This window comes from Streptomyces griseicoloratus, assembly GCF_014534645.1.
GTDB classification, from domain to species: Bacteria; Actinomycetota; Actinomycetes; order Streptomycetales; family Streptomycetaceae; genus Streptomyces; species Streptomyces griseicoloratus.
Genome location: NZ_JACVQF010000224.1, coordinates 35,650 through 51,286 on the forward strand (window position 1 = coordinate 35,650; position 15,637 = coordinate 51,286).

9 protein-coding genes and 1 pseudogene are annotated in these 15,637 nt (G+C 70.4%); 7 read left to right on the forward strand and 3 right to left on the reverse strand.

Annotation, left to right across the window (positions count from 1 at the left end; translation table 11 throughout):
- Positions 1–75: 75 nt before the first annotated feature.
- The 6 genes and pseudogenes from H0H10_RS31985 to H0H10_RS32010 form a co-directional block, all read left to right on the forward strand.
- Positions 76–1,068 carry an ABC transporter permease gene (locus H0H10_RS31985; RefSeq protein WP_188184658.1) on the forward strand — a complete coding sequence of 331 codons (993 nt, stop codon included), beginning with the start codon at positions 76–78 and terminating at the stop codon, positions 1,066–1,068.
- The gene (locus H0H10_RS31990; RefSeq protein WP_188184659.1) at positions 1,062–1,943 is read left to right on the forward strand and encodes a carbohydrate ABC transporter permease; all 882 of its coding nucleotides are present in this window, start codon (positions 1,062–1,064) and stop codon (positions 1,941–1,943) included. Before H0H10_RS31985 ends, H0H10_RS31990 begins: the two co-directional genes overlap by 7 nt.
- Before the next feature lie 53 nt (positions 1,944–1,996).
- Entirely contained in the window at positions 1,997–3,646 is a 1,650-nt protein-coding gene (locus tag H0H10_RS31995; protein ID WP_188184660.1) for an ABC transporter substrate-binding protein, read from the forward strand.
- Positions 3,643–5,157, forward strand: a complete 1,515-nt coding sequence (locus tag H0H10_RS32000) for a GH39 family glycosyl hydrolase (RefSeq protein ID WP_188184661.1) — start codon at positions 3,643–3,645, stop codon at positions 5,155–5,157. The genes H0H10_RS31995 and H0H10_RS32000 overlap by 4 nt, the downstream gene beginning before the upstream one ends.
- Complete coding sequence (locus H0H10_RS32005) at positions 5,154–5,837, forward strand: hypothetical protein (RefSeq protein ID WP_188184662.1); 684 nt, start codon at positions 5,154–5,156, stop codon at positions 5,835–5,837. Before H0H10_RS32000 ends, H0H10_RS32005 begins: the two co-directional genes overlap by 4 nt.
- Positions 5,834–7,221, forward strand: a pseudogene (locus tag H0H10_RS32010) (beta-galactosidase); the annotation flags it as partial. The gene H0H10_RS32005 and the pseudogene H0H10_RS32010, both read left to right, overlap by 4 nt.
- 59 nt (positions 7,222–7,280) lie before the next feature.
- Here H0H10_RS32010 and H0H10_RS32015 read toward each other — a convergent pair.
- The 3 genes from H0H10_RS32015 to H0H10_RS32025 form a co-directional block, all read right to left on the reverse strand.
- On the reverse strand, positions 7,281–9,233 hold the full coding sequence (locus tag H0H10_RS32015) for an alpha-glucuronidase (protein ID WP_188184663.1): 1,953 nt from the start codon (positions 9,231–9,233) through the stop codon (positions 7,281–7,283).
- A gap of 4 nt (positions 9,234–9,237) precedes the next feature.
- The gene (locus H0H10_RS32020) at positions 9,238–9,768 is read right to left on the reverse strand and encodes a hypothetical protein (protein ID WP_188184664.1); all 531 of its coding nucleotides are present in this window, start codon (positions 9,766–9,768) and stop codon (positions 9,238–9,240) included.
- Positions 9,769–9,915: 147 nt separating this feature from the next.
- On the reverse strand, positions 9,916–13,719 hold the full coding sequence (locus H0H10_RS32025; protein WP_188184665.1) for a GH92 family glycosyl hydrolase: 3,804 nt from the start codon (positions 13,717–13,719) through the stop codon (positions 9,916–9,918).
- A gap of 400 nt (positions 13,720–14,119) precedes the next feature.
- Here H0H10_RS32025 and ngcE point away from each other — a divergent pair, with 400 nt between their 5' ends.
- The gene (ngcE, locus tag H0H10_RS32030; protein WP_188184666.1) at positions 14,120–15,568 is read left to right on the forward strand and encodes an N-acetylglucosamine/diacetylchitobiose ABC transporter substrate-binding protein; all 1,449 of its coding nucleotides are present in this window, start codon (positions 14,120–14,122) and stop codon (positions 15,566–15,568) included.
- The last annotated feature ends 69 nt before the right edge of the window (positions 15,569–15,637 follow it).

The following is a 15,637-nucleotide window of genomic DNA, read 5'->3' on the forward strand; positions in this document are numbered from 1 at the left end:
CCTAAGTTTCCGCGGAGTTACCGGTAAGAGCTCGAAAGTTTCGGTTCCGCGTCCCACGCACGGGGAGGCCCGAGCATGAGCACCTCCACCACGCCGGCTCCACCGCCCGGTACCCAGGACCCGCCGCCCGCCCGGGCCGCGCCCGGCCCCGCCCGGCGCCCCGCCGCCACGGGATGGCGGCGCGCGCTGCGCCGCGACTGGCAGCTGTACTCGCTCGCCGTCCTGCCGCTGCTGTTCTTCCTGGTCTTCCGCTATCTGCCGATGATCGGCAACGTGATCGCGTTCCGCCGCTTCGAACCGGGCGGCTCGGTCCTGGGCGAGCAGTGGGTGGGCCTGCGCTATGTGCGCATGTTCCTCACCGACCCCACGTTCTGGCAGGTGTTCCGCAACACCCTCTGGCTCGGCGGCCTCACCCTCGTCTTCTGCTTCCCGATCCCGATCGTGCTCGCGCTGCTCCTCAACGAGGTGCGCAGACGCGCCCTGAAACGGTTCGTGCAGTCGGTGTCGTACCTGCCGCACTTCCTGTCGGTCGTGATCGTCGCCGGCATCACCCTGCAGATGCTCGCCACGGACGGCCCGGTCAACCACGTCCTGGGCTGGTTCGGGCACGAGCCGGTCCGGTTCATCCAGGAACCCGAGTGGTTCCGCACCATCTACGTCGGCTCGGAGATCTGGCAGACCGCCGGCTGGGGCACGATCCTCTACCTCGCCGCGCTCACCACCATCGACGAGGACCTGTACGAGGCCGCCCGCATCGACGGCGCGAACCGCTGGCGGCAGATCTGGCACGTCACCCTGCCCGGCATCCGCCCCACCATGATCACGCTGCTGATCCTCAACATCGGCACCTTCATGGCGGTCGGCTTCGAGAAGGTCCTGCTGCTGTACAACCCGCTGACGTACCAGACCGGTGACGTGATCTCCACGTACCTCTACCGGACCGGTGTCGAGTCCAACAGCTTCAGCTACGCGGCCGCCATCGGCCTGTTCGAGGCGATCATCGGCCTGGTCCTGATCACCTCGGCCAACCAGCTCTCCCGCCGCACGGTGGGGACGAGCCTGTGGTGAGCACCGACCGGCCCACCCGCGGCTACCGCGTCTTCCAGGGCGTCAACGGCCTGGTCCTCACCGGCGTCGTGGTGGTGACGCTCTACCCCTTCGTCCACATCGTCGCCCGCTCCTTCAGCGGCGAACGCCAGATCCGCGCGGGCGAGGTGACGCTGTGGCCCAAGGGCTTCAACCTCACCACCTACAAGATCGTCTTCCAGGACGGCATGTTCTGGCGCAACTACGGCAACACCGTGTTCTACACGGTCGTGGCCACCGCCGTCGCGATGCTCCTGACGACCTGTTACGCCTACGTCCTGTCCAAGAAGCACCTCAGGGGCCGGGGCGTCCTCGTCGGCGTCGCCGTGTTCACCATGTTCTTCTCCGGCGGCCTGATCCCCACCTACGTGCTGGTCACCAGCCTCGGACTGAAGAACACGGTGTGGGCGCTCGCCCTCCCGAACGCGATCAGCGTGTTCAACCTGTTGGTGATGAAGGCCTTCTTCGAGAGCCTCCCGGACGAGCTGGAGGAGGCCGCCCAGATCGACGGCCTGAGCACCTACGGCATCCTGCTGCGGATCGTGCTGCCGCTGTCGAAGGCGGTCGTCGCGACCATGGTGCTGTTCTACTCGGTCTCCTTCTGGAACTCCTGGTTCGGCGCCTTCCTCTACATGGACCGGGCCGAGCTGATGCCGGTCACCGTCTACCTGCGCAACCTCATCGCGGGCGCCACCGGCGGAACCGGGGCCGGCGCGGGAACCGAGCAGCTCACCCAGGCCATGGCCAACATCCAGGCCGTCACCATCGTGCTCACCGCGCTGCCGATCCTGTGCGTGTACCCGTTCGTCCAGCGCTACTTCGTGTCGGGCGTGATGCTCGGCGCGGTCAAGGGCTGAAGCCGCGCCCGTCCCACCCGTCCCACCCGACCCCGGGAACGAGGGAGTCATCCGTGAAGAACACAGGACAGCTGTCGCGGCGCCAGATCCTGGCCGCCGCCGGATTCATCGGTCTCGCCGGCCTCACCGGCTGCGGCAGCGGTGACGACGGCGCGGACGCCAAGGACCTGTCGAAGAAGCGCGAAGGCGCGATGCAGGAGTACCGGGCCGGCCAGCCGTTCAAGGCGACCGAGCCCCTGACCTTCTCGCTGCTGAACCTGAGCAACCCCGTCTACCCGCCCAAGGCCGGCTGGCTGTTCTGGAAGGAGCTCACCCGGCGCACCGGCGTCACCCTCAAGACCACCGACGTCCCCTACAGCGACTACGAGAAGAAGCGCAGCCTGCTCATCGGGGCGGGCGACGCCCCCTTGCTGATCCCCAAGACCTACCCCGGGCAGGAGACCCCGTTCGTGTCCTCCGGGTCGATCCTCCCGGTCGGCGACCACATCGAGCTCATGCCCAACTTCCGCGACAAGCTGCGCAGATGGAAGCTGGAGCCCGAGGTGGACTCGCTGCGCCAGTCCGACGGCAAGTACTACCTGCTGCCCGGACTGCACGAGCGCGTCAAGTCCGGCTACTCCCTCGCCCTGCGCACGGACGTCCTCGGCCGGCTGGGCCTGGAGCCGCCGTCCACCTGGGACGAGGTGTACGAGGTCTTCAAGGCGATCAAGGCGGAGTACCCCGACCGCTACCCCTTCTCCGACCGCTGGAACCAGCCCGAGCCGGCCGGCGCCCTGCTGCAGAGCGTGGGCCAGGCGTACGGCGTCCGGGCCGGCTGGTCGTACCTGAACGCCAGCTGGGACGCCCAGGGCGAGAAGTTCGTCTTCACCGGGGCCACCGAGAAGTACCGCCAGGTGATCGAGTACCTGCGGAAACTGGTCGACGAGAAACTCATGGACCCGGAGGGCTTCACCCAGAGCGACGACGACGCGGTCAAGAAACTGCTCTCCGAGAGATCCTTCGCGATCAGCGCCAACCCGCAGGAGCTGGTCCAGAACTACCGCTACAACCTCCAGCGGCAGGTCAAGGGCGCAACGATCGAGATGATCCCGGTACCGCTCGGACCGGCGGGCCCCGTGGTGCTCGGCGGCTCCCGCCTGGAGAACGGCATGATGATCTCCAGCGACGCCCTGAAGCGCGACGACTTCGTCGCGCTCATGCAGTTCGTGGACTGGCTCTGGTACTCCGACGAGGGCCAGAAGTTCACCAAGTGGGGCGTCGAGGGCGTCACCTACACCGAGTCCGGCGGCGGCTACCGGGTCGCCGAGGGCATCACCCTGATGGGATCCGACCCGGACGCACCCAAGGACCTCCAGAAGGACTACGGCTTCTACAACGGCGTCTTCTCCTACGGCGGCAGCTGGGAGCTGGTCTCCTCCTCCTTCGGCCCGGACGAGAAGAAGTTCCAGGACGCCATGTCCCAGCGGGAGGAACTGCCCGTGGACCCGGCCCACCCCCTGCAGTCCGTCGAGCAGGAACAGGCCACCCTCTGGGACACCCCGCTCAAGGACCACGTCCGGCAGAACACGCTCCGCTTCGTCCTCGGCAAGCGCCCGCTGTCCGAGTGGGACGCCTACGTGAGCGAGCTGAAGGCGAAGAACATGGACCAGCTCATCGACCTGCACAACAAGGCGTACGAGCGGTTCAGGAAGGAGCACGGATGATCCGCGTCCCCGCCGAGCCGGCCGGCACCTTCCCCGACGCCTGGCGCCACTGCGTCGGCACCGGCCGCCTCGACCTCGCCCTGCGCCGCGACTACCAGGACTCCCTCGCCCTGCTCCAGCGCGAGATCGGCTTCCGGCACATCCGCGGGCACGGCCTGTTCAGCGACGGCATGGGCATCCACCGCCCCTACGACCACGCGGGCACCCGGCACGTCCACCACTCCTTCACCCACCTCGACCAGGTCGTCGACGCCTACCTGTCCGCCGGCATCCGGCCCTTCCTCGAACTCGGGTTCATGCCCGGCGGCCTGGCGAGCGGGGACCGGACGGTGTTCTGGTGGCGCGGCAACGTCACCCCGCCCCGGGACCTCGCCGAGTGGGCCGCGCTGGTCCGGGCGACCCTGGCCCACCTCGTCGACCGGTACGGCATCGACGAGGTCCGCACCTGGCCCGTCGAGGTGTGGAACGAACCCGACCTGCCCGACTTCTGGCAGGACGCGGACGAGCAGGCGTACCACCGGCTGTACGAGGCGACCGCGCACGCCGTGAAGGAGGTGGACGCGGACCTCCGGGTCGGCGGCCCGGCGCTGTCCCCGGGCGCGGGGGAGGGATGGCTGCTGCGGTTCGCGGAGTTCGCCGAGCGGCGCGCGGTGCCCGTCGACTTCGTCTCCCGGCACGCCTACAGCTCCGGCCCCGCCCAGCACGTGCCGTTCGGCGTGCACCAGACGCTCGCCCCCGCCGGCCGCCTGCTCGACCAGTTCGCCGCGCCGCGCCGGGAGCTGAAGGGCACCCGGCTGGCGGACGTGCCGGTGCACATCACGGAGTTCAACTCCTCCTACCGGCCCGACAACCCCGTCCACGACACCGCCTTCCACGCCGCCTACCTCGCCCCGGTCGTGGTGGCCGGCGGCGACCTCGCCGACTCCTTCTCGTACTGGACGTTCAGCGACGTCTTCGAGGAGGCCGGCATTCCCACGGCGCTGTTCCACGGCGGCTTCGGGCTGCTCACCCACCGGCAGGTCAGGAAGCCGGCGTACCACCTGTACGCGTTCCTCGCCCGCATGGGCCGGGACCTGCTGACGCGCGGTGACGACCACCTCGTCACCCGGCACCCGGACGGCCGGGTCACCGTCCTCGCCTGGGCCCCCGTCGACCCGTCCGGCGCCACCCCCGGGCCGGACGGACACACGCTGCGGCTCTCCGTCCCCGTCGGCGGCCGCGGCGAGGCGTTCCTGTGGCGCCTGACCGTCGACGAGGAGCACGGCAACGCGTACACCGCCTGGCGGCGCATGGGCAGCCCGCGCTCCCCCCGGCCTCACCAGATCGACGTCCTGCACGAAGCCTCCGAACCCGCCCGCAGCCACCGGCGGCTGCCCATCGAGGACGGACGCGTGGACCTGCCCCTCACCCTCGCCCGCCACGAGGTCGCCTTCGTGGAGCTGAGCCGCGTCGAGGACGAGACCCCGCCCTGGTGGGACGAGCGGCGCCTGCTCGGCCGGGAGCCGGCGTGAGCACCGCGCGGACGGCCGGCTTCGGCACCGGCGCCCTCTCCCGGGCCGCCGCCCTCGTCCACACCCTGCTCACCGTCGAGGCCCTGCTGCTCCTGGCCGCCGCCCCGGGCCTCGCCGGGCTGTTCCTGCTCGCCCCCGACCCCGCCAACCTGCCCCTCGCCGCCTGCTGCCTGCTGCCGCTCGGCCCGGCGCTGTCCGCCGCCGTCCACGCCCTGCACCACCGCAGCCACGACCTCACCGACCTGCACCCGGCCCGCGCCTACGCGCGCGGCTGGCGGCTCAACGCCCTGCCCGCGCTGAAGCTGTGGGCACCCCTGCTGGCCTGGCTCACCCTCATCGCCTTCACCCTCACCCACTTCTCCGTCACCGGTCTGCCCGCCTGGTGGGCGGTGCTGCTCGCGCTGGTCGGCGCGGGCTCCCTCCTGTGGGGCGCGCACGCCCTCCTGCTCACCTCCCTGTTCACCTTCCGCGCCCGCGACACCGCCCGCCTCGCGGCGTACTTCCTGTTCCGGCACGGCCGCGCCACCCTCGGCGCCGGCTCGCTCCTGCTGCTGACCGCCGCCCTGACCGCCCTGCTGACCGAGGCCCTGCCCGCCCTGCTGGCCGCCCCGCTGCTGCTCTCCCTGCTGCACAGCGGCCGCCCGGTGATCGCGGAGACCCAGGAGGACTTCACGGCATGACCGCGCCCCGCACCCCGAAGATCCCGTACGGCGGCGACCACAACCCCGAGCAGTGGCCCGAGGAGGTCTGGGACGAGGACCACCGGCTGTTCACCCGGGCCGGCATCGACACCCTCACCGTCGGCGTCTTCTCCTGGTCGCTCACCCAGCCCGCCGAGGCCACCTACGACTTCACCGTCCTGGACCGGGTCCTGGACCGCGCCGCGGCCGAGGGCCGCCGCGTCTGCCTGGCCACCGGCACCGCCGCCCTCCCGCCCTGGCTCGCCCAACGGCACCCCGAGGTCAACCGCACCGACTTCGAGGGCCGCCGGCACCGCTACGGCCAACGCCACAACTTCTGCCCCAGCTCACCGCGGTACCGGAGCGCGGCCACCGCGCTGGCGGCCCGCCTCGCCGAAGGGTACGGCGACCACCCCGCCCTGCTCGCCTGGCACGTCAACAACGAGTACGGCGGCGCCTGCTACTGCGACCTGTGCGCCGACGCCTTCCGCGCCTGGCTCCGCGAACGCCACGGCACCCTGGACGCCCTCAACGACGCCTGGTGGACCACCTTCTGGTCGCACCGCTACACCGACTGGGACCAGATCGAGCCGCCCAGCGCCCTCACCGAGCACTGGCGCGGCCCCGGCCACACCGCCTTCCAGGGCATCACGCTGGACTACCACCGCTTCACCACCGACGCCCTGCTCGGCTGCTTCCGCGCCGAGAAGGACGCCATCCGCGCCCACGACCCGGACACGCCCGTCACCACCAACTTCATGGGCGTGTACCGCCCCCTCGACTACCACCGCTGGGCGCCCCACCTCGACTTCGCGTCCTGGGACAGCTACCCGCCCCTCGACGCCCCGCCCACGACCTGATGCGCGGCCTGAAGGACGGCGCCCCCTTCTGGCTGATGGAGCAGACCCCGTCCACCACCGCCTGCCGTGACGTCAACCCGCTGCGCCGCCCCGGCGAACTGCGCCTGGCCACCTGGCAGGCGATCGCGTACGGCGCGGACGCGTCCCTCTACTTCCAGATGCGCGCCTCACGCGGCGCCTGCGAGAAGTACCACGGAGCGGTCATCGGCCACGCGGGCCGTGCCGACACCCGCGTCTTCCAGGAGGTCGCCGCACTGGGGGAGGAGCTGAACGCCCTGGGCGCCGCGACCCTGGGCGCCCGCACCCCCGCCCGCACCGCCCTCCTCTTCGACTGGGACAGCCGGTGGGCGCTGGAGATCTCCGACGGCCCGTCCCGGCTCGTCCGCTACCAGGAACAGGTCCACGCCTACTACCGGGCCTCCCGCGAGGCCGGCGCCGATGTGGACGTCGTCCCGGTCACCGCCGACCTCACGCCGGCCCGCCTGATCGCCCACGCCACCGCCACCGACCTGCTCGCCGGCGAGCGCACCGACGCGGGCGCACCGCTCACCCTGGAGCCGCTGGGAGTCGCGGTCCTGCGGCTTCAGTAGATCGTCCGGCCCCGCTCGTCCGGCACCCCGGACTTGCGCAGGAAGTAGCTGTTGACCTGGTCGCGCCACTCGCGGGCGCTGCGCAGCTGCTCCTCGAACCGCTCGGCCACGCGGGCGTGCCGGGCCGGCTCCACCAGGTCCGCGAGGCCCGCCCACACCCGGCGGGCCTCCTCGGCCTCCTCGACGCCCTCGAAGTGCGTGTCGTAGATGTGCTGGATCATCGTCTTGCCGCTGTGCAGCACATGGCCGTAGGGCACGTGGTGGAAGAACAGCAGCAGTTCGTCGGGGCAGGTGTCCGGCGACTCGTACACCTTGGCCCACGGCCCGGCGTACTGTGCCGCGTAGCCGGTGCCGGTCGCCGCGCTGCGGTCCACGCCGACGCCGTCGCGGTCGGCGAAGTGGTAGGTGCCCCACGGGCTGTACTCGTAGCCGTCCACGCCCGGCCCGTAGTGGTGCCCCGGCTGCACCATGAAGCCCACCCCGAGCGGAGCGGTGTACTTCTCGTACGTCGACCAGGAACCGTCCAGCACCGCGTGCAGCCCGGCGGCCAGCCGTTCCGGAGCCCCGGGGTGGGTCAGCGCGATCCACTCGTCGAGGACCGCGAGCGGGTCCGCCGCCGGGTCCCAGGCCAGGCGCCCGAAGGTGTAGAGGTTGGCCTGGGCGAGGGGGTGGCCGGTCCAGAACGGGTCGTCGCCGGCGTTCGACACGGCCACGAGCCCGTCCGCCAGCCGCCCGGCGGGCACCTCGCCGTCCGGCCGGAACCGCAGCACCTCGCTCCACATCGGGCCCAGCCAGCACACGTGCCGCTGCTGCCCGGTGTACTCCTGGGTGGCCTGCACCTCCACCGCGAGCCGGGTGCGCGGCATGGCGCCGATCAGCGGCGAGACCGGCTCGCGGACCTGGAAGTCCATCGGCCCGTGCTTGACCTGGAGGACCGCGTTCGGGGCGAACTCCCCGTCCAGCGGCACGAAGTGGTCGTAGGCGGCCCGCGCCCGGTCCGTCGTCCGGTCCCGCCAGTCCTGGCGGTGGTCGTAGACGAACGCCCGCCAGTGCACGGTGCCGCCGTGCGGTGCGAGGGCGGCGGCCAGCAGGTTCGCACCGTCCGCGTGGGTGCGCCCGTACGCGAACGGGCCCGGCTGTCCCTCGGAGTCCGCTTTCACCACGTACCCGCCGAAGTCGGGTATCGCCTCGTACACCCGGGCCGTGGCCGCGGCCCACCAGGCCCGGACCCGCTCGTCCAGCGGGTCGGCGGTGGGCAGTCCGCCGAGGACCACCGGCGCGGCGAAGCTGACCGACAGGTGCGTCCGCACGCCGTAGGGCCGCAACGCGTCCGCGATCCCGGCGACCTCACCGATCCGGTCGGTCAGCAGGTGCGCCTCGGTCGCGTGCACGTTGACGTTGTTCACGGCGACCGCGTTGATCCCGCACGCCGCGAGCAGCCTGCCGTACGCCCGCACCCGCTCCAGATCCCCGCGCGCCCGTCCGTCGGCCCAGAACAGCGAGCCGCCCGCGTAACCGCGCTCGACCTGGCCCATCACCGGGTGCACGGCCACGTTGTCCCAGTGGTCCAGCATCCGCAGCGCCACCGTCGGCCGGTGCTCCTCGCGCTCCCACTCGCCGCGGAACGCGTCCTCGCCGAGCCGGACGACGTGGAACAGGCCGTACAGCAGCCCGCGTCCGCCGTGCGCGGTGACGGTCGTCGTCCCGCCCTCGCGGACGCACGCGAACGCCTCCTCGTCGCCGGCACCGCCGGCACCGCCGGTCAGCTCCAGCACCAGGCCGGCCGGGGTGCCTTTGGGCACGACGCGGCCGCCGAACCGCTCGCACGCCCGCGCCACTTCGGCGCGCACCGTGTCCACGAGCGGCCCCGCCCCGCGGACGAGGGTGCGCCGGGCGCCGACGGCGCGGAAGGCGGCGGCGGGCAGCCAGGCCGGGTCGACGTCCATGGCGTCAGGCGACCGCCCCGCCGGTGCCGCGCGCGGCGGCGATGAGGTCGGCACGGCCCTCACCGTCGTAGACCGTGATGTCCACGTAGGCGCCGTCGGGGATGTCGAAGTCCTTGACCGTGAGGTCCACCGTCTCGGAGGTGCCCGGGGCGGAGAAGGTGCCGAGGTCGTGGTACGAACCACCGGAGGAGTAGCCGACGGCCACGTAGAAGGTGTCGCCGTCGTTCTTGGTGTCGTAGACCCAGAGCTTCTCGTCGTTGGGGTGGAACTCGACCTTGCCGATGAACCAGCCCGCGTCGTTCAGCTCCATCTTGACGGCGGTGCCGCCCGCGTCGTGCGCGAAGTAGGTGCCGTCGAACGGGTCGGTGAGCGTGCCGCCGCTGCACGGGCAGGTGTCGGTGTCGCGGTAGTACGTGGAGACGCTGGGATCCGGGTCGTAGGCCTGGGCCGGCGCGGCCGTCGCGAACAGGGTCCCCGCGGCCAGGAGCGCACCCGTGAGCAGCCCCGTGAGCCTTCTGCCGATGGTCGTCCGCATCTGTTCCCCCTCCGGTGACGCGCCGGCCGGCGTCCGCCGCGGGCGCCCGCTCATTCTGGTGCATGCGTCACGTGCGGGGAACGGGGCGACACGCGGGAGTGGCGGGTTCAGGCCAGAGCCCGGACCCGCCACCCGTGTCTCATCCGCTCACGCCAGCAGTTCCACCTCCGCCAGCGTGTGCTCGCCGTCCAGGACCAGGCGGTACTTCGTGTACGTGCCCGGCGACTTCACCGAGAACGCCCGGGTCTGCCGGTCCCACGCGAAGGACTCACCGGAGCGCTCGTCCAGGGTCCGCCACGTCGTCCCGTCGGACGAGCCCTGGAGCTTCCAGCCGGTCGGGGCCTTCGCCCGGTCCGCGGAGGACGTCAGGGTGTACTGGACCGCCTTGATGCCCTTCGACGGCACCGGCAGGTCCACCGACGTCACCGTCGCGTCCGTCGCCGAGGTGTTGTCGAACAGCGCGCCGTCACCCACGATCGCGTCCGCGCGCGGCGTCGGCACCTCGTCGTCCTGGGTGATCGACACCGGCGCCGCGTCCTTGCCGGTGCCCCACGCAGAGGGGCGCGGGCCCATGTCGAACTCCAGGACGCCGCCCTTGGCGATCAGCGAGTGGGGGAGCGCGGTGGAGTTCCAGCGCTTGCCGTTGACCTTCAGCCCCTGCACGTAGATGTTCTTCGCGCTGTTCTTCGGCGCCTTCACGACCAGCTCGCGGCCGTTCTCCAGGTGGACGGTCGCCTTGGTGAACAGCGGTGAGCCGATGGCGTACTCGCCGCTGCCCATCACCAGCGGGTAGAAGCCGAGGGAGGAGAAGAGGAACCAGGCCGACTGCTCGCCGTTGTCCTCGTCGCCGTGGTAGCCCTGGCCGATCTCGCTGCCGGTGTAGAGGCGGGAGAGCACCTCGCGGACGTTCTTCTGCGTCTTGTACGGCTGCCCGGCCGCGTCGTACATGTACAGGGCGTGGTGGGCGACCTGGTTGGAGTGGCCGTACATGCCCATCCGCACGTCGCGCGCCTCGGTCATCTCGTGGATGACGCCGCCGTAGGAGCCGACGAACTCCGGGGAGGCCGTCTCGGGCGTGGCAAGGTACTCGTCGAGCTTGTCGCCGAGGCCGCCCCGTCCGCCGTACAGGTTGGCCAGACCGCGGCTGTCCTGGGGGGCGGTGAAGGCGTAGCCCCAGCCGTTGGTCTCCGTGTAGTCGTGGCCCCACACACGGGGGTCGTACTTCTCGGAGTCCACGCGCCACTTGCCCGCCAGGTCCTTGCCCTGGAAGAAGCCGGCCTTCGCGTCGAACATGTTGACGTAGTCCCGGGCGCGGTCGAGGAAGTACGCCGACTCCTCCTTGTAGCGCTTCTCGCCGGTCTCCTTGTAGAGCTTCTCGCCCATCTTCGCGATGCCGTAGTCGTTGAGGTAGCCCTCCAGCGCCCACGACAGGCCCTCGTGCGTCTCGGTGCTGGTGTAGCCGAGGAACGGCGAGGTGGCCATGCCCTTGCGGCCCACGCCCGACGACGGGGGCACGACGGTGGCGTTCTTCACGGCCGCGTCGTACGCCGCCTTCGCGTCGAAGCCGACGCCCTTGACGTAGGCGTCCGCGAAGGCGACGTCCGAGGAGGTGCCGGTCATCAGGTCCGCGTAGCCGGGGGAGGACCAGCGCGAGGTCCAGCCGCCGTCCTTGTAGTGCTGCACGAACCCGTCGACCAGCTCACCGGCCTTGGACGGGGTCAGGAAGGAGTACGCCGGCCAGGTCGTGCGGTAGGTGTCCCAGAAGCCGTTGTTGACGTACACCTTGCCGTCCACGATCTTGGCGCCGGTGTGCGTCGGGGTGTCCGGCTGCGGCATCTTCGAGAACGGCGAGGCGTACTTGTACTTCCCGTCCACCTTCTCGTGGCCCGCGTTCGGGTACAGGTACAGCCGGTAGAGGCTGGAGTACAGCGTGGTCAGCTGGTCCTGCGTGGCGCCCTCCACCTCGACCTTGCCGAGGACGCGGTCCCACTGCTTCTGGGCGTCCCGCTTGACCTTCTCGAAGGACGTGCCCTCCGGGACCTCCTGGCGCAGGTTGTCCTTGGCCTGGTCGACGCTGATGAGCGAGGTCGCCAGGCGCAGGCCCACCGTGCGGTCCTCGCCCGCGTCGAAGCGCAGCCAGCCCTTGACGCCGCTCGCGTCGCCGGCCGTCACCTTCCGGTCGAACTCGCCGTAGACGAAGAGCCGGGTCGCGCCCGTGGACAGCCCGGACTTCACGTCCGAGTAGCCGCTGAAGGTGCCCGTCTCCTCGTCCAGGGTCAGGCCCGCCTGGTCGTTGACGTTGTCGAAGATCACGCTCGCGTCGTCACCGGGGTAGGTGAAGCGCATCACCGCCGCGTGGTCCGTCGGCGCCATCTCGGCCTTCAGGCCGTTCTCGAACCGCACCCCGTAGTAGTACGGCCGCGCCGTCTCGTTCTCGTGCCGGAACGCCAGCTCCCGGGCCTCACGGCCGGTGTCCGGGGTGCCGGAGGCGGCGGACGGCATCACCTGGAAGGTCTGCCGGTCGCCCATCCACGGGCTCGGCTCGTGGCTCGCGCTGAACGCCTGGAGCGTCGGCAGGTTGTCCGCGTTGTTGCCGCGCGCGTAGTCGTACAGCCAGCTGAGCGAACCGGCGTTGGTGACCGGCGTCCAGAAGTTGAAGCCGTGCGGCACGGCCGTCGCGGGGAAGTTGTTGCCGCGCGAGAAGGCGCCGCTGGAGTTGGTGCCCCGGGTGGTCAGCGCGTAGTCGGACAGATGGGCCTTCGGCCGCTCCGGCTCGGCGGTCCTGATCGCCACGTCGTCCAGCCAGCCGCGGAACTTGGCCGGGCCCTTGGGGGAGTCGTACGCCACCAGGATCCGGTCGACGGTCTTGCCGGCCGCGACCGAGCCGATGGCCGACTCGACGTTGTTCCACTGGTTGACGTACAGCACCTTCGCGTCGCCCTGCCCCCGCGGCGTCAGCGCGAACCCGTGCTGGTCCGTGGCGCGCAGGTCGCTGAGGTAGGTGCCGTCGGTGAAGGCGAGGTCGACGGAGACGTTCGTGGCGTCGTAGTCGAGGTCGCCGTCCGCCATCGACGGGAAGATCCGGTACGCCAGCTCGGTGCGGCGGCCGACCTTCACGTCGACGTCGAAGACCTTGTTGTACGAGTACGCCCGTCCGTCCGCCGTGTGCCGGCCCGCGTACCGCAGCGCGCGCTTGCCGGTGAAGCCGGCGCCCGCCTTCGCCGTCGGCGAGCCGCTCGGGCCGCGGTCGACGAGGGTGAGCATGTCCTCGGGGGCGGGGCCGCCGCTCTCGCCGGTGGAGAGCTGCACGTCGGCGATCTGCAGGATGTCGCCGCCGTTGTTCTTCGTGACCTCCAGCCGGAAGTGCCGGAACTCGGCCGCCCCGGCGAGGTCGTAGGTCTTCGTCTGGAACCGCTCGGAGAAGGACTGCCCCGTGCGGGTGTCCAGCGTCTGCCAGCTCGTGCCGTCCGCCGAGCCCTTGAGGGTCCAGTCCACCGGGTCGCGTTCGGCGTGGTCGTTGGCCGATGTCAGCGCGTACCGGGCCACCTTGACGGGCGCGTCCAGGTCGAACTCGACCCAGCCGGTCCGCTCGAAGGCCAGCCACTTGGTGCCCGGCTCGCCGTCGACGAGGTTCTCCTTGACCTCGCCGCCGGCGGTGTTCTCCGCGCTCGCCCGGACGTCGGTGACGTGGTCGGTGACGTTGCCCGGTATGCCGGAGCTGTACCCGCCGTCCACGCCCGCGGCCCGTTTGCTGCCGTCCGCGGCGGTGTCGACGGTACTGAGCCAGTCCGGGGCCGGATCGTCCGCCTCGAACGAGGACGCGAACTCCCGGTCGGCGGCCTCGGGCGCGGCGGGCAGGGCGACCGCGGCGCCCTGTGAACCCGCCGCCAAAGCGAAGGCGGTCGTCACCACGACCGCCGGACCCCATCTGTGCCGAACTCTGTGCCGCATGCGCCAGCACCCCTCCCTGCGCTCGCTCGGAGAATGGACAACGTTGTCAAATTCGAAGCGCAAGGACTAGTAGTGCGTGAAGGTGCCAATGGTGTCAAGGGTGTTGGCTGTGGCGTACCGGTCGGGAGCCGGGGATTTTTCCTCCCGGGGGCACACAGGCCGCTCATATTTCCGCGAGGTCTCAACTCGGAAAAGACGTATGGTCAACCTTGCATTCGATCTTGCTCCGCCGACCGGAAGTGGACTATACCTGTCGGCCACCGGGGGATCCGTGGGGGGAACCTCCAAGGCGCCCGAACTGCACCACCCGTACTTCCTGCACGACCCAGCTAGACCCGACCGCGGTGCCGGGAAGGATCCGGTTCACCGCCTGAGTCCTGGAGAAGGCGAGGACTTGAGCATGGGATCCACTTCCGCCGAGAACAACGGCACCGGCGTCGGACGCCGCGATCTGATCAAGCGGTCAGCCGCGTTCGGTTTGATCTCCGTACCGACGATGAGCTTCCTGTCCGCCTGCGCCAGCGGCGGCGGCGACGACCAGGAGAAGGCGAAGTCGGGCGAGAAGACCGCCAAGAACCCGCTCGGCGTCAATGACAGCGCCGGGATGGAATTCGTCCTCTTCGACGGCGGCTTCGGCAAGGAGTACGCCGAGGACGCCGTGAAGATCTACGAGAAGAACTTCCCCAAGGCGAAGGTGAAGTTCTCGGCGACGCAGAAGATCCAGTCGACCCTGCAGCCGCGCTTCAACCAGGGCACCCCGCCCGACCTCATCGACAACTCCGGTGCCGAGCAGATGGACATGGGCGTCCTCGTCGGCAAGAACCAGCTCGCCGACCTCACCGAGCTGCTGGACGCCCCGTCCTACGACGACCCGAACAAGAAGGTCCGCGACACGCTGCGCCCCGGCATCGTGGAGATGGGCCAGTTCGACGGCGACAAGGTCTGGATCCTGTACTACGCCTACACGGTGTACGGCAACTGGTACTCGAAGAAGGCGCTCGACTCGCTGGACGCCGAGTACCCGAAGACCTGGGACGAGATGCTCGCGGTCTGCGAGAAGGCCAAGAAGAAGGGCATGGCCGGCTGGACCTACGCGGGCAAGTACCCGTACTACATCCCCTTCTCGATGTACCCGATGATCGCCAAGGTCGGCGGCGCCGAGGTGCTCGACTCCATCGACAACCTGGAGCCGAACGCCTGGAAGCACCCGGCGGTCAAGACGGTCTTCGAGGCCTGGTACGAGCTCTACAAGAAGGGCTACATCCTCAAGGGCACCCCGGGCCTGGACCACATCCAGTCGCAGACCGCCTGGGCCAAGGGCGACGCGCTGTTCCACCCGAACGGCTCGTGGGTGGAGAACGAGTCCGCCAAGGTCATCCCCGCCGACTTCCAGGTCACCGTCTCCGCCCCGCCCGGCATCGACGACTCCGACAAGATGCCCTTCGGCACCATCTGGGCCTCCGGCGGCGAGCCCTTCATCGTCCCGGCCAAGGCGAAGAACGGCGCGGGCGGCATGGAGCAGCTGCGCATCATGCTCAGCGAGGCGTCCTCGAAGAACTTCACCAGCAAGGTGAAGTCGCTGACCGCCTTCAACGGCGGCACCGACGGCATCGAGCTCACCCCCGGCCTCGAAGCCGGTGTCGCGGCGCTGGAACTGGCCGGGGACAACGTGGTGAACCCCCGTCTGCAGGACTGGTACGTGCAGCTCCAGAAGGAGAAGATCGGCGTCGCCGGCCTCGGCGAGATGATGGCCGGCCGGCTCACCCCGGCCGAGGCCATCAAGAAGATCCAGGGCTTCGCCGACGAGGCCGCCAAGGATTCGTCGATCAAGCACTACAAGCACCAGTGAGGATCCGTCACCGGGACCTGTCCGACGCGCGGTCGTCGGACGGGTCCCGGCGGCGGTACCCGCGCGCAG

Excerpts from the sequence above, each read along its gene's own strand:
- H0H10_RS32000 (WP_188184661.1), top strand. The coding sequence starts at position 3,643 with ATGATCCGCGTCCCCGCCGAGCCGGCCGGCACCTTCCCCGACGCCTGG.
- H0H10_RS32015 (WP_188184663.1), bottom strand. The coding sequence starts at position 9,233 with ATGGACGTCGACCCGGCCTGGCTGCCCGCCGCCGCCTTCCGCGCCGTC.
- H0H10_RS32025 (WP_188184665.1), bottom strand. The coding sequence starts at position 13,719 with ATGCGGCACAGAGTTCGGCACAGATGGGGTCCGGCGGTCGTGGTGACG.
- H0H10_RS32020 (WP_188184664.1), bottom strand. The coding sequence starts at position 9,768 with ATGCGGACGACCATCGGCAGAAGGCTCACGGGGCTGCTCACGGGTGCG.
- ngcE (WP_188184666.1), top strand. The coding sequence starts at position 14,120 with ATGGGATCCACTTCCGCCGAGAACAACGGCACCGGCGTCGGACGCCGC.
- H0H10_RS31985 (WP_188184658.1), top strand. The coding sequence starts at position 76 with ATGAGCACCTCCACCACGCCGGCTCCACCGCCCGGTACCCAGGACCCG.